The sequence below is a fragment of the Kribbella jejuensis genome (assembly GCF_006715085.1).
GTDB lineage: Bacteria > Actinomycetota > Actinomycetes > Propionibacteriales > Kribbellaceae > Kribbella > Kribbella jejuensis.
This window is the reverse complement of sequence record NZ_VFMM01000004.1, coordinates 717,357-730,221: the sequence shown is the minus strand read 5'-3', so window position 1 is coordinate 730,221 and position 12,865 is coordinate 717,357. Positions and strand designations below refer to the sequence as shown.

Sequence of the window (12,865 nt, the reverse complement as noted above, 5' to 3'; positions counted from 1 at the left end):
CGGATCGATCGCGTGCGAAACGGTCGGACGTTGCCGAAGGCACGCTGGTTCCCGACCGGTGCTGCACACGTTTGCGGCGGGGAGTCTCCTCACCCGCCGCTCGCGTGTTCCGGTAGATCCGAGCCCCCCTCGATCTGCCGTTGTACCGTCCGGCCCGAGCCCCCTCGACCGGTCGTGGATGACGGTGCCCCCACCCCATCCATCCCTTGAATCGCTGCGGGTAGGGCGGTCGTTACACGGATTCGGGAGATTCGTAAAAATTGCGCAAAGGTGCGCGGGAGAAGGGTTACCGCGCGACCGGAAGTGTGCAGATCAGGCGAGCGCAGCCCACGCCTGGTGCGCCGCGCCGAGCAGCCCGGCGTTGTCGAGCTGAGCCGGTACGACGCTCAGGTCCGTCACGAACGGCAGTTGCGCCAGCCGCTTGACCCACGCCTGCACCGGATCGAACAGCACCGGCCCCGCCTTCGCGACACCACCGCCGATGACCACTGTGGTCAGGTCGACGGTCACGGCTGTCGCCACGATCCCTGCGGCCAGCGCCTGCGCGCCGTCGTCGAACGCAGCCAGCGCGAGCTCGTCCCCGGCCGCGGCGTCGGCGGCCAGTACGGCGGCATCCACGTCCTCGCCCGTCCGCCAGCCGCTGCGCTGCGCCCGGGCGACCATCCGCGGACCGCTCGCGTAGGCCTCGACGCACCCGTACGACCCGCAGGCGCACGCCTCGCCGTCCTGGTCCACGACCGCGTGACCGATGTGGGCCGCGTTGCCGGACTGCCCGACCAGCGGCTTGCCGTCGACCACCAGACCGCCACCGACGCCGGTCGACACCACGATGCCCAGCAGCGTCTGCGTACCCCGGCCCGCACCGTTCCAGAACTCACCGAGCGCGAAACAGTGCCCGTCCAGCCCCAGTGCGACGGGCACGTCGCCGGTCAGTGCGCGGACCTGGTCGACCAGTGGAAAGTTGCGCCAGCCGGGGATGTTCACCGGCGACACCAGGCCGTGCTTCTGGTCGAGCGGGCCGGCCGAGCCGATGCCGACCGCGAGCGGGGTGAATTCGGGCGCCTGCCCGCGGACCCGGCCGATCAGCTCACCGAGCGCGGCGAACACCTGGTCAGCGCCGCCGGGTGGGGTCGGGATCCGGTCGCCGGTGAGAATCGTGCCGTCCGCGGACACCAAAGCGGCGGCCATCTTGGTGCCGCCGATGTCGATTCCCAGCACGGACTCCCGCGTCACAGCTGTGCCCGCTACGGTGTCGTCGCTCATCGTCCCCCCGGTCAGGGCGGTCAGGTCGAGAGACAACGTTATCTGTAGTCGGGTCGAACAGACAGGGGTGATTCGAGGTAATCACGGAAAACCCGCAGGAAGACGGCCGTTAACGGTGGTGACAACGCTTGACAACGATGCCCCTCAGGGCCTGTCAAGGCCGATACCGATCAGCACTGCGTGATTGGCTGGCGCGGGCCGCCCGGGCTGCGAGAGGGTGGGGGGATGAGTGCTCAACTGGATCGTGACGCGGCCGGATCGCTGGTCGTCGGCTTCACCGGGACGACGGCTCCGGACGACCTGCGCCGGGCGGTGGCCGGCGGACTCGGTGCCGTCATCCTGTTCACCCGCAACGTCGCCGACGCCGAGCAGGTCGCCGCGCTGACCGCCGCGCTGCGCGCCGAGCGCCCGGAGTTGATCGTGGCCATCGACCACGAGGGCGGGGAGTTCAGCCACCTCGCCCCGGCGAACCCGTGGCCGCTGGCGTCACCGCGGCTGCTCGGCGACCTGGACGACGTCGAGCTGACCCGTGCCGCCGCCCGGGACGCCGCCGCCACGCTGGCCGCACTCGGGATCGACCTGATGCTCGCGCCGTCGGTCGACGTGAACAGCAACCCGGCGAACCCGATCATCTCCACCCGCTCGTTCGGGCGGACGCCGGACGTCGTCTCCCGGCACGGTGTCGCGTTCGTCGAAGGTGTCCACGACGCGGGGATCGCCGCCTGCCCGAAGCACTTCCCGGGCCACGGCGACGTCTCCGTCGACTCGCACACCGACCTGCCGCGGGTCGACCGCTCGATCGACGAGGTCCAGGCGGTCGAGCTGGCACCGTTCCGCGCGACCATCGCCGCGGGCGCCGACGTCGTGATGAGCGCGCACATCGTCTTCTCGGCGTACGACGACAAGCCCGCCACGCTCTCGCACCGGATCCTGACCGGGCTGCTGCGCGAGGAGCTGGGCTTCACCGGCGTCATCACGACCGACGCGCTGGAAATGCAGGCGATCACCAAGGGCCGCTCGATCGAGGACGCCGCGGTCGCGTCGATCGGCGCCGGCGCGGACCTCGCCATGATCGCGGTCGGTACGGCGGACCCGCAGGTGCTGACCGCCCGAGTGGTCGACGCCGTCCGGAACGGAACCCTCCCGGCCGAGCGGGTCGCCGACGCCGCGGCCCGCGTCCGTACGCTCGCCGACTCGCTCGGGCAGCGCACCCGGCAGCCGGGTCTCGACGGTGCACCGATCCGCGAGGTCGCTGCGCGGGTGGTGGCCAGGCAGACGTTCCCCGCGCTCGGCCTCGCGCCGTACGTCGTGGATCTGACGCAGGGACTGCACCCGGCGTGGAACCCTTATTTCTCAGGGCTTCCGGAGATCTTCACGCGGGTCGCGCCCCAGGCCGAGGGTGTCGTACTGCGCGGCGAACACCACCTCACCGACAACGGCGAGCCGCAGGACGACGCGATCGCCCAGGCTGCGAAGGCGGCGCAGGGCCGACCGCTGGTGATCGCCGTACAGGACGCAGGCCGTACGCCGTGGATGCGCGCGGCGCTGAACCACCTGGTCGAACGTCACCCGGACAACGTCTTCGTGCTCTGCACCGGCATCCCCGAGGACCAGGCGCTGGTCCCCGTGGGCGTCGCATCCGCCACCACCTCGGGGCGCAATGTCGTCGTCCTCGAGGCGATCGCGCGCGAGCTGACGCGGTAGGGCGTCGCGCGCCTCACGGGCGGCAGCTGAGTTCCAGGTCCAGGGCGTGCAGTTCGACGTAGTTCAGCGCGTGCCGGACGGCGCCGACCGAGACGATCGCGTCGCCCAGCGAGGAGACGGCGACGCGGAGCGGTGTGCTGGTGTAGCGGGGGAGTTGTTCCTCCAGGTCGGGGAGCAGGGCGGCGGCCGCCTGCGCGACGGCACCGCCGATCACGACCAGTTCGGGGTTGAACACGGTGCCGAGCGTGGCGATCACCCGGGCGGTCCGGTCGGCGATGTCGTGAAGGATGCTCTGGGCAACCTTGTCGCCGTCGGCCGCGGCCCGGAAGACCTGCTCGGCGGTCACCTCGCCGTCGGTCGCCAGCTCCCGCAGTGACGTCTCCACGGCGTCGTCCGCGACCGCCGCCGCGCCCTTCTCGCGCGCGATCCGGGCAATACCGTGGGTGTTGCCAACGCCCTCGATGAGCTTCAGGAACACCATTTCTCCGGCCCCGCCGCGGCTGCCGTGCAGCAGCCGGCCGGAGTCCATCAACCCCGAACCGAACCGTTCACCGGCGAGCAGCACGACCAGGTCGTCGACGTTGCGCGCCTCGCCACGCCAGTGCTCGCCGAGCGTCGCCAGGTTCGCGTCGTTCTCGAGCAGCACCGGCCAGCCGTGCAGTTCGGTGAGCCGCGAGGACAGGCCGCTGTCGAAGCGGCGCCAGAACTCGTCGTCGACGAGCAGGTTGCCTTCCCGGTCGACCGGCGCCGCGACGCCGACCCCGGCCGCTAGCACCTGGGCGTCCGACACCCCCGCTGACGCCAGCGCCTCGACGACGGTCTCGTGCACGAGCTCGGTCCGCTCGCCGGGCGTCTTCACGCCGGCCACCGACCGTCCGACCTTGGCGACGGTGTCGCCGCGCAGGTCCGAGACCAGCACGGTCGTCCGCGCCGCGCCGATGTCGATACCGAGCACGTACCCGGCGTGGCTGTTGAACTCGAACCGCCGCGACGGCCGCCCGACCGAGGTCCGTCCCGGGTCGAGCTCGACCACCCAGCCCATCGAGATCAGGTCGTTGCAGACCGCGTGCACCGTAGCGCGGGTGAGACCGGTGGCCTCGATCAGGCCGGTGCCGGTCATCACCCGGGCGCGGGTCAGCACGCCGAGAACCTTGCCCGCGTTCACCCGGCGCAGCATCGTCGGCGTCGCCGTTGGCGGGGTAGCCGGTGGTTTCGCCATGAAAGCCCCTTGACCTGTTCGTTGTTCCACCGCAGAATACATGCAGATTCTAAATTTAGAGCCTATATATAAACCCCGGGTTACCGGCAGATTCCGAGTGAGGCAATCGTGACGAGTCCGCAGACGACCGACCCCGACTGGTGGCGGCAGGCCGTCGTCTACCAGATCTATCCGCGCAGCTTCGCCGACTCCAACGGCGACGGCGTCGGTGACCTGCCGGGCATCATCAGCCGCGTCCCGTACCTGGTGTCGCTGGGGATCGACGCGGTCTGGCTCAGCCCGTTCTACCCGTCCGCGCTGGCCGACGGCGGGTACGACGTCGACGACTACCGCAACGTCGACCCGCGGCTCGGCACCCTGGCCGACTTCGACCAGTTGGTCGAAGCGCTGCACGCCGAGGGCATCAAGCTGATCGTCGACATCGTCCCGAACCACACCTCCGACCGGCACGAGTGGTTCGTCGAGGCGCTGGAGGCGGCCAAGGGCCACCCGGCCCGGGACCGGTACATCTTCCGCGACGGTCCCGACGGCGCTCCCGACCAGCCGCCGTCGGACTGGGACTCGGTGTTCGGCGGGTCCGCGTGGGCGCAGACCGACGACGGCCAGTGGTACCTGCACATGTTCGCGGCCGAGCAGCCCGACCTGAACTGGGAGCACCCCGAGGTCCGCGCGGACTTCCTGGAGACGCTGAAGTTCTGGTCGGACCGGGGTGTGGACGGCTTCCGCGTCGACGTCGCGCACGCGCTGGTGAAGGATTTGTCCGAGCCGTTCCCGTCGAAGGCCACGCTGCCCCGGCAGTCCGAGTCGTACGGCAAGCACCCGTTGTGGGACCAGGACGGCGTGCACGAGATCTACAAGGACTGGCGCAAGCTGCTGAACACCTACGACCCGCCGCGGTCCGCGGTCGCCGAGGCGTTCGTACCCGCCGCCCGCCGGCACCGGTACGCGAGTGCCGACGGGCTCGGCCAGGCGTTCAACTTCGACCTGCTGCAGGCCGACTTCGAGTACGAGAAGTTCCGCAAGGTGATCGAGGAGAACCTCGCCTTCGCCGAGCAGAACGGGTCGTCGTCGACCTGGGTGTTCTCGAACCACGACGTGGTCCGGCACGCCACCCGGTACGGCCTGCCGAAGAACCCGAAGGGCGGCTGGCAGGACGGCAAGGACTGGCTGCTCAGCAACGGCACCGAGCCGACCGTCGACGTCGCGCTCGGCCTGCGCCGGGCCCGCGCCGCGACGCTGTTGATGCTCGCGCTGCCCGGCTCGGCGTACCTGTACCAGGGTGAGGAGCTCGGTCTGCAGGAGGTCGGGGAACTGCCGGCCGCGAATCTGCAGGACCCGGCGTACTTCCGGTCCAAGGGTGCCGAGAAGGGCCGTGACGGCTGCCGGGTGCCGATCCCGTGGACGATCACCGGTCTGTCGTTCGGCTTCGGCACCGGCGGCTCGCACCTGCTGCAGCCGAAGTGGTTCGGGGCGTACTCCGTCGAGGCGCAGCAGGACGACGCCGACTCGACGCTCAGCCTGTACCGCAAGGCCCTCGCGGTACGGCGTGGGCTCCGCACCGGCAGCGAGCTGATCTGGATCGACGGCACCGACGACGTCCTGCACTTCGTCCGGTCCGGCGGCTGGCAGTCCGTGACGAACTTCGGCGCGGCCCCGATCGAGCTGCCCGACGCCGCGGTCGTCCTGTCCAGCGGCCCTCTGGAAGGCGACAAACTCCCGAGCGACACCACGGCCTGGTTGATCTAGGGACCCCAGAACGCGCCCCGGTCGGCCGTCCCGAGACGGTCCTCCCCCTGTGTGACCGGGGCGTACCCGCCGGTGCGGGTGTTGTGCCGGCTGCGGCGGGGCGGCCGCACCGGCACGCGATCACCGGTACCGGCGGACATGGTCGTGGCGGGGGCACCGGGCGGTTGCCCCCGTCACGATCCATGCGATCACAGGGGAATGTCAGGATAAGCGCGTGACGACGCTAGCGGACGTGCTTGCAGTACTCGATCGGCTCTACGATCCGGCCTGGGCGGAGGACTGGGACGCAGTCGGTCTGGTCACCGGTGACCCCGACCAAGAGGTACGGCGGGTGCTGTTCGCCGTCGATCCGATGCGGCCCGTGGTGGACGAGGCGATCGACGGCGGCTTCGACCTGCTCGTCACGCACCACCCGCTGTTGCTCCGCGGCGTGAACAGCGTCGCCGCGACGACGCCCAAGGGTCGCGTGATCACGGACCTGATTCGCGCAGGTGTCGCTTTACATGTCTGTCACACGAACGCCGACAACGCGAACCCAGGTGTGAGCGACGCCCTCGCCGCGGCGATCGGGCTGCGGGACACGCGGCCGTTGAAGGCGATGCCGGCCGAGCCGATGGACAAGGTCGTCGTGTTCGTACCGGTCGCCGAGACGCAAGCGATGCTCGACGCGCTCGCGAAGGCCGGCGCCGGCCGGATCGGCGACTACGAACGGGCGGCGTGGAGCGGGACCGGCGAGGGTACGTTCCGCCCGCTGGCCGGCGCGAACCCGACGATCGGGACGGTCGGCGACGTCGAGGTCGTAGCGGAGAACCGGATCGAGATGATCCTGCCGCGGAGCAGGCGGCGCGCGGTCGTCGAGGCGCTGGTCGCGGCCCATTCGTACGAGGAACCGGCGTACGACATCTACGAACTGGCGGCGTTGCCGAGTGAGCGGGGCGGCGGGCGGGTCGGCGTACTCGAGGAGCCGTTGCCGCTGGCCGAGTTCGCGCGGCTGGTCGCGCAGAGCCTGCCGCGGACCGAGCACGGTGTGCGGGTCGCCGGCGACCCGGACCGGATGATCGGGACCGTCGCGGTGGTCGGCGGAGCGGGCGATTCCGAGTTCGCCCGGGTTCGTGCCGCCGGTGTCGACGCGTACCTGACCGCCGACCTGCGGCACCACCCCGCGACCGAGGCGCAGGCGTACGGCGAACCCGCGCTCGTCGACGTCGCGCACTGGGCCAGCGAGTGGCCGTGGCTCGTGGACGCCGAGCGCCTCCTGCTCGAAGGTCTCGCGGCCCGAGGCAGTACCGTGGACACTCACATCTCAACCCTCTGCACGGACGCCTGGACGCTGCGGATCTGAGTGAACCTGAGTGAAGGAGCCGACTCTGAACGCCGAGCCCGCCGTCCAACGCCGGCTGCTGGACCTGCAGGATCTCGACCTGCAGCTCGATCAGGTCGCGCACAAGCGCGCGTCGCTGCCGGAGCACCAGGCGCTCAAGGAACTGGCCGCCGAGAAGTCCGTGGTCGACCGCGAGCTCGTCACCGCCGACACCGAGGTCAGCGACCTGCAGCGTGAACAAAAGAAGGCCGACACCGATGTCGAGCAGGTCCGGCAGCGCCGGGCCCGCAACCAGCAGCGGCTCGACTCCGGTCAGGTCACCTCGCCGCGCGACCTGGAGAACCTGCAGCACGAGATCGGCTCGCTGGAGCGGCGGATCTCCGACCTGGAGGACGCCGAGCTCGAGGTGATGGAGAAGCTCGAGGCCGCCGAGGTCGTGCAGGCCGAGCTTCGCTCGCGCGCCGAGGCGTTCGCCGGCCGGCAGGCCGAGCTGGAGACGTCCCGCGACGCAGCGGTCAAGGAGCTGGACGAGCAGCGCGCCGGGCTCGCCGACAAGCGCGCCGCGGTCGCGGCCGAGCTGCCCGAGGGCCTGATCACGCAGTACCAGCGACTACGTGAGCACAACGGTGGCATCGGCGCCGCGCCGCTGGTCGGCAAGCGCTGTATGGGCTGCCGGATGGAGCTCGCACCGTCCGATCTGAACGCGATCAAGGCCGCCGCCCCCGATGCCGTACTGCGGTGCGAGGAGTGCGGCCGCATCCTCGTCCGGACGGCGGACAGCGCGGTATGAGTTACTCGCACGTCATCGTCGAGGCTGACGGTGGATCGCGGGGGAACCCGGGCCCGGCGTCGTACGGTGCGCTCGTCCGGGACCCGGTGTCCGGCAAGGTCATCGTCCAGCAGGGCAAGACGATCGGGATCGCGACCAACAACGTCGCGGAGTACTCCGGGCTGATCGCGGGCCTGGAGCTCGCCGCGGAGTACGCGCCGGACGCGTCGATCGAAGTACGGATGGACTCCAAGCTGGTCATCGAGCAGATGGCCGGCCGCTGGAAGATCAAGCACCCGGACCTGCAGCCGCTGGCGATCAAGGCGCAGGGCCTGGCGCCGTTCGGGACCGAGTGGACGTGGGTGCCGCGCGCGCAGAACGCCGCGGCGGACGCCCTCGCGAACAACGCGCTCGACGGCGTACCGATCCCGATGCAGCCGGCCGATGCGCAGGTGCCCGCGGTGCAGCCGGTCGCGCAGCCGACGGATCAGCAGAAGGCGATGCGTGGTTGGGGTGCGCAGGCGGAGCCGCCGACGCAGTTGATCTTCCTGCGGCACGGCGAGACTCCGCACACCGTCGAGAAGCGGTTCTCCGGTTCGGGCGGGGACGACCCGGCGCTGAGTGAGACCGGCCGCCTCCAGGCGGTTGCGGCAGCCGAGTACCTCGCTCGGATCGGTGGGGTCGACGCGGTGGTGACGTCGCCGATGCGGCGGACGCGCGAGACGGCGTCCGTGGTTGCCGAGCGGCTCGGGCTGAGTGCGGTCGTGGACGACGGCTGGGTGGAGTGCTCGTTCGGGGACTGGGACGGGCACACGTTCGGCGAGGTGCAGGAGAAGTGGCCGGACGCGCTGAACGCCTGGCTGGAGTCGACGACGGTGGCGCCGCCCGGCGGCGAGTCGTTCGACGCGTGCGCGCGGCGGGCCCGGTTGGCACGCGACGGGCTGCTCGCGCGCTACCCAGGCAAGACGATCGTCGTGGTCACCCATGTCACCCCGATCAAACTGATGGTCCGATCGGTGCTCCAGGCCCCCATGTCCGCCATCTTCCGGATGGAACTCCGCCCGGCCACCATCACCGAAGCCCACTGGTACGCCGACGGCCTGGCCTCCTTGCGGTCCTTCAATGTTGAACCGCCGCTCTAGGCCCTAGTCTGACCCCATGCCGCTGCAGAGGGTTCGTTTCGCTGAGGATGTGCCGGAGGTTTTCCGGGCGTCGTTGCAGGACATCCGCCGGGAGCAGGAGGTGCCCGCGGAGTTTCCGGCCGAGGTGACCGCCGCGGCGGTGCAGGCTGCCCAGAATGCGCGGCTGCCGGAGCTGGATCGGACCGACATCGAGTTCGTGACGATCGATCCACCCGACTCGATGGACCTCGACCAGGCGCTGCACATCGAGCGGAGCAGTAGCGGTAACAGCGAAGGCTTCACGGTGTACTACGCGATCGCCGACGTAGCGGCGTACGTGCAGTACGGCGACCCGATCGACACCGAGGCGCGACGCCGCGGCGAAACGTTGTACGCGCCGGACAAGCGCACCCCGCTGCACCCGCCGGAGCTGTCCGAGGGAGCCGCCTCGCTGCTGCCCGACCAGGTCCGTCCCGCGCTGCTGTGGACGGTGACGCTCGACGCGACCGGCGAGATCACCGGCGTCACCTGCCAACGAGCATTGGTCAAGTCGCGCGCAAAGCTGAATTACGCCGGCGTACAGAAGGACCTCGACGCGGGTACGGCGTCCGCCTCGCTGCAGCTGCTGCGCGAAGTCGGGCAGCTCCGAGAGCAGCGCGAACTCGACCGCGGCGGCGTGAACCTGCCGATCCCGGACCAGGAGGTCGTCACCTCCGACGGCGGCTGGGGCCTCGAGTTCCGCGCACCGCTGCCGGTCGAGGGCTGGAACGCACAGATCTCGCTGCTCACCGGGATGGCCGCCGCGCAGCTGATGATGAAGGGAAAGATCGGCATCCTGCGCACGCTGCCCGAGTCACACGACGACCTGCGCCGCAAGCTCGGCAACACCGCGAAGGCACTGCGGATCGACTGGCCGGCCGACCTGTCGTACGCCGAGTTCATCCACGGGCTCGACCCGAAGGTGCCCGCGCACGCGGCGATGCTCGCGGCCTGCACGGTGCTGTTCCGCGGCGCCGGCTACACCGCCTTCAACGGCACGGTCCCGGACAAGCCGCAGCACGCCGCGATGAAGGCGGAGTACGCGCACGTCACCGCGCCGCTGCGGCGGCTGGTGGACCGCTGGGCGGGGGAGATCTGTATCGCGCTGTCCGCCGGCGTCGAGGTACCGGCCTGGGTCCGCGAGTCGATGGACGAGATCCCGAAGATCATGGACGAGGCGGACCGACGCGCGCACGCGTACGAGCGGTCGATCGTCAGCATGGTCGAGGCAGGCCTGGTCGCGGACCAGGTCGGCGACGTCTTCGACGGCGTCATCACCGACGTCGACCAGAAGGAGAACAACCGCGGCATCGTCGCGCTCACCAAGCTCGCGATCGAAGGCCGCGTCACCGGTACGGCGCTGCCGCTCGGCCGCCAGGTCCGCGTCAAACTCGTCGAGGCCGACATCGCCAAGCGCACCGTCGCCTTCGAACTAGTGCATGCCGGCTAGGTAGTCCTCGACCGCGGCGGTCGTCCTCTCCAGGTCGCCCGTCGCGAGTAGGTCGATCAGCGCGCCACGGAGGATCGCGAGTACGGCGGTACGCCGGGCGGCGGTCTGCCCAGGCTCGCTCGCCGCCAGCAGTTCGAGCCAGTCGTCGACCGTCGACCGGGCGAAGTCCGCCCACGGTCCTTCCGGCGCGACCAGCGAACGGCCGTACGCCTCGACCCAGAACGTCATCAGCGGCCGGCGCTCCGGTGCGGCCAGCCAGGTCCACAGTTCGCGGGCGATCACGGTCAGGCCGGGCGGGGCGTCGTACCGCTGCTCGGTCTGGCGGAGGAGTTCGAGCTGGTCGGCGCGGCCGCGGGCGAGCAGTGCCCGGATCAGGCCGTCCTTGCTGCCGAACAGGAACAGCAGCACCCGCGGGCTGGAGCCGATCGCGCTCGCCAGCGGGCGCAGCGACAGGTCGGCCAGCCCGTGGGTGAGCGAATAGGAGTAGGCGCGCTCCAGCAGTTCTTGCTGCCGCGCTGACGGAGCTTCCTTTGTGGTCGGCACGGGTCTAGTATTGCTTACTGAAACACTCGTGTCAGTAGATCGGGTAGGGTTGATGACGAAACTGATCAGGAAGCTGGGGAAGCCTGGGGATCTCGGCTGGGTGGTCCAGTCGCACGCGGAGATCTATGCGCAGGAGTACGGCTGGGCCGCGCAGTACGAAACGTTGATCGCGCAGATCGTGGCGCAGTACGCGACCGACCACGACGACGAACGCGAATGCGCGTGGATCGCCGAGGTCGACGGGGAACGGGCCGGGAGCATCTTCTGCGTACGCGGTCCGGACGAGACGACCGCGCAGCTACGGCTGCTGCTCGTCACGCCGGCGGCGCGCGGATTGAAGCTCGGCGCCGAGTTGGTCGACACGTGTCTGGAGTTCGCGCGGTCGGCCGGGTACAAGCGGATGGTGCTGTGGACGAACGATCCGCTCGTCGCCGCGCGGCACATCTACCTGTCCCGGGGCTTCCGGCTGACCGGTTCCGAAGTACACGAACTGTGGGGCGACCGGTTGACGGGGCAGACGTACGAGCTCGACCTCTAGCGTTTGCAGAGCGGCGCGCCGGGGGCCGCGGTCTTGTAGATCGCGTGCGAGAGGAAGGTGTTCAGGTAGCCGCTGGTGACGGTCAGGGCGTGCCGCGGGTCGACGCTGCCGAGCGGCAGGAACTTCCGGAGCGGGTAGGCGAGGTAGTACACGCCGTAGTCGGTGAAGTTGAAGTGCCGGGTGCCGGGGATCGTGGCGCACCACGACGTACCGGTGCTTGCCTTGAGCAACGAGATGGCGCGGTCGCGGTCGGTGTCGTTCTTGGCGTCCGGGCCGCAGACGCCGGTGATACAGGAGTCGTCGGCGCCGAGCAGCATGATCGGCGCCGTCACGCCCTTCTTCACCACGTCGCCGAACTGGCTGCCGTCCAGGTCGACGGCCCCCGCGCACCGTGCGTCGAGCCGGCAGGCCTCCAGCGACGCGGCGCCGCCGAACGAGTGGCCGACGTACGCCGCACCGACCGCGGGCTCCACCGAGTTCGGGAGCACCTTGGCGACCATACCGGCGGCGAACCGGGCGTCGGCGGCCCAGACACCGACGAGGTGATCGCCGACCTGCTGCGAGCTCTCGCTGCTGTCGCCGAGGTTCGACGGGTTCGCCTCGGGTTTGCTGGTCACGACCTGACCGCCGAGCACGGTGAGGTTCGCACTGTACGTCGGCGTGACACCGGCGACCAGGTATCCGTGGCTGGCCAGGTCCTCGGCGAGAGCGGCGTACATCGGCGCGGACAGGCCCATCCCCGGCATCAGTACGACGACCGGGAACTTGCCCGGCGCGATCGCGACCCGGTCGAGGGCGCGGTCCTGCAGTGTGTCGAACGGACCTTGGAAGATCGAGATCGGGGCCTTGAGGTGCAGGCCGTTCCAGTCGCCCGGTGTGTACTGGACGTGCTGGCCGGTGGTCGTTTTCGCCACCGGATACCAGAGCCAGACGGCGAGCCGGCGCGGACCGTTCGCGTACGGATCGCGGCGCGGCGCGTCGGTCCACTCGAACGTACGCCGCCCGACCTGGAACCCACCGGTCGTCTCCGGAAGCGCCACCGGCTCCGACCGCTGCACGAGCACCGAGCCGACGTACCCGGCCCCGGCCAGCAACACGATCAGCAGCAGGATCACGACCCCAGTACGCACCCGCCTCCGCATACCCCAAGCT

Annotated in this window: 11 protein-coding genes; 7 read left to right on the top strand and 4 right to left on the bottom strand. The window is 70.2% G+C overall.

The features are described from left to right. Positions 1 to 312 precede the first annotated feature (312 nt). Complete coding sequence (locus tag FB475_RS36185; RefSeq protein WP_141862954.1) at positions 313 to 1,263, bottom strand: ROK family protein; 951 nt, start codon at positions 1,261 to 1,263, stop codon at positions 313 to 315. Between the two features lie 225 nt (positions 1,264 to 1,488). On the opposite strand from FB475_RS36185, the gene nagZ reads away from it, so the two are divergent. After that, the gene (nagZ, locus tag FB475_RS36180) at positions 1,489 to 2,967 is read left to right on the top strand and encodes a beta-N-acetylhexosaminidase (RefSeq protein WP_141862952.1); all 1,479 of its coding nucleotides are present in this window, start codon (positions 1,489 to 1,491) and stop codon (positions 2,965 to 2,967) included. 13 nt (positions 2,968 to 2,980) lie between these two features. On the opposite strand, the gene FB475_RS36175 is transcribed toward nagZ, so the two are convergent. Next, positions 2,981 to 4,186, bottom strand: a complete 1,206-nt coding sequence (locus tag FB475_RS36175) for an ROK family transcriptional regulator (protein WP_141862950.1) — start codon at positions 4,184 to 4,186, stop codon at positions 2,981 to 2,983. A gap of 108 nt (positions 4,187 to 4,294) precedes the next feature. On the opposite strand from FB475_RS36175, the gene FB475_RS36170 reads away from it, so the two are divergent. The 5 genes from FB475_RS36170 (at position 4,295) to FB475_RS36150 (ending at position 10,632) form a co-directional block, all read left to right on the top strand. Beyond that, on the top strand, positions 4,295 to 5,932 hold the full coding sequence (locus FB475_RS36170; RefSeq protein ID WP_185759589.1) for a glycoside hydrolase family 13 protein: 1,638 nt from the start codon (positions 4,295 to 4,297) through the stop codon (positions 5,930 to 5,932). Positions 5,933 to 6,146: 214 nt separating this feature from the next. Then, positions 6,147 to 7,274: a Nif3-like dinuclear metal center hexameric protein gene (locus FB475_RS36165; protein ID WP_141862946.1), complete on the top strand. Its 1,128-nt coding sequence runs from the start codon at positions 6,147 to 6,149 to the stop codon at positions 7,272 to 7,274. A 10-nt stretch (positions 7,275 to 7,284) separates the two neighbouring features. Further along, positions 7,285 to 8,043, top strand: coding sequence for a zinc ribbon domain-containing protein (locus FB475_RS36160; RefSeq protein ID WP_141862943.1), 759 nt, complete (start codon positions 7,285 to 7,287; stop codon positions 8,041 to 8,043). Then, positions 8,040 to 9,164 carry a bifunctional RNase H/acid phosphatase gene (locus FB475_RS36155; RefSeq protein ID WP_141862941.1) on the top strand — a complete coding sequence of 375 codons (1,125 nt, stop codon included), beginning with the start codon at positions 8,040 to 8,042 and terminating at the stop codon, positions 9,162 to 9,164. Before FB475_RS36160 ends, FB475_RS36155 begins: the two co-directional genes overlap by 4 nt. A 16-nt stretch (positions 9,165 to 9,180) precedes the next feature. Further along, the gene (locus tag FB475_RS36150) at positions 9,181 to 10,632 is read left to right on the top strand and encodes an RNB domain-containing ribonuclease (protein WP_141862939.1); all 1,452 of its coding nucleotides are present in this window, start codon (positions 9,181 to 9,183) and stop codon (positions 10,630 to 10,632) included. On the opposite strand, the gene FB475_RS36145 is transcribed toward FB475_RS36150, so the two are convergent. Beyond that, a complete protein-coding gene (locus tag FB475_RS36145) occupies positions 10,615 to 11,175 on the bottom strand; it encodes a TetR/AcrR family transcriptional regulator (RefSeq protein WP_141862936.1) in 561 nt (186 codons plus the stop codon). The genes FB475_RS36150 and FB475_RS36145 overlap by 18 nt on opposite strands. A gap of 52 nt (positions 11,176 to 11,227) precedes the next feature. Between FB475_RS36145 and FB475_RS36140 the strand changes: the two genes are divergently transcribed. Continuing rightward, positions 11,228 to 11,713 carry a GNAT family N-acetyltransferase gene (locus FB475_RS36140; RefSeq protein WP_141862934.1) on the top strand — a complete coding sequence of 162 codons (486 nt, stop codon included), beginning with the start codon at positions 11,228 to 11,230 and terminating at the stop codon, positions 11,711 to 11,713. Here FB475_RS36140 and FB475_RS36135 read toward each other — a convergent pair. Next, on the bottom strand, positions 11,710 to 12,855 hold the full coding sequence (locus FB475_RS36135; protein WP_141862932.1) for an alpha/beta hydrolase: 1,146 nt from the start codon (positions 12,853 to 12,855) through the stop codon (positions 11,710 to 11,712). The genes FB475_RS36140 and FB475_RS36135 overlap by 4 nt on opposite strands. Between the last annotated feature and the right edge of the window lie 10 nt (positions 12,856 to 12,865).

Excerpts from the sequence above, each read along its gene's own strand:
- FB475_RS36135 (WP_141862932.1), bottom strand. The coding sequence starts at position 12,855 with ATGCGGAGGCGGGTGCGTACTGGGGTCGTGATCCTGCTGCTGATCGTG.
- FB475_RS36185 (WP_141862954.1), bottom strand. The coding sequence starts at position 1,263 with ATGAGCGACGACACCGTAGCGGGCACAGCTGTGACGCGGGAGTCCGTG.
- FB475_RS36140 (WP_141862934.1), top strand. The coding sequence starts at position 11,228 with ATGACGAAACTGATCAGGAAGCTGGGGAAGCCTGGGGATCTCGGCTGG.
- FB475_RS36155 (WP_141862941.1), top strand. The coding sequence starts at position 8,040 with ATGAGTTACTCGCACGTCATCGTCGAGGCTGACGGTGGATCGCGGGGG.
- FB475_RS36175 (WP_141862950.1), bottom strand. The coding sequence starts at position 4,186 with ATGGCGAAACCACCGGCTACCCCGCCAACGGCGACGCCGACGATGCTG.
- FB475_RS36150 (WP_141862939.1), top strand. The coding sequence starts at position 9,181 with ATGCCGCTGCAGAGGGTTCGTTTCGCTGAGGATGTGCCGGAGGTTTTC.
- nagZ (WP_141862952.1), top strand. The coding sequence starts at position 1,489 with ATGAGTGCTCAACTGGATCGTGACGCGGCCGGATCGCTGGTCGTCGGC.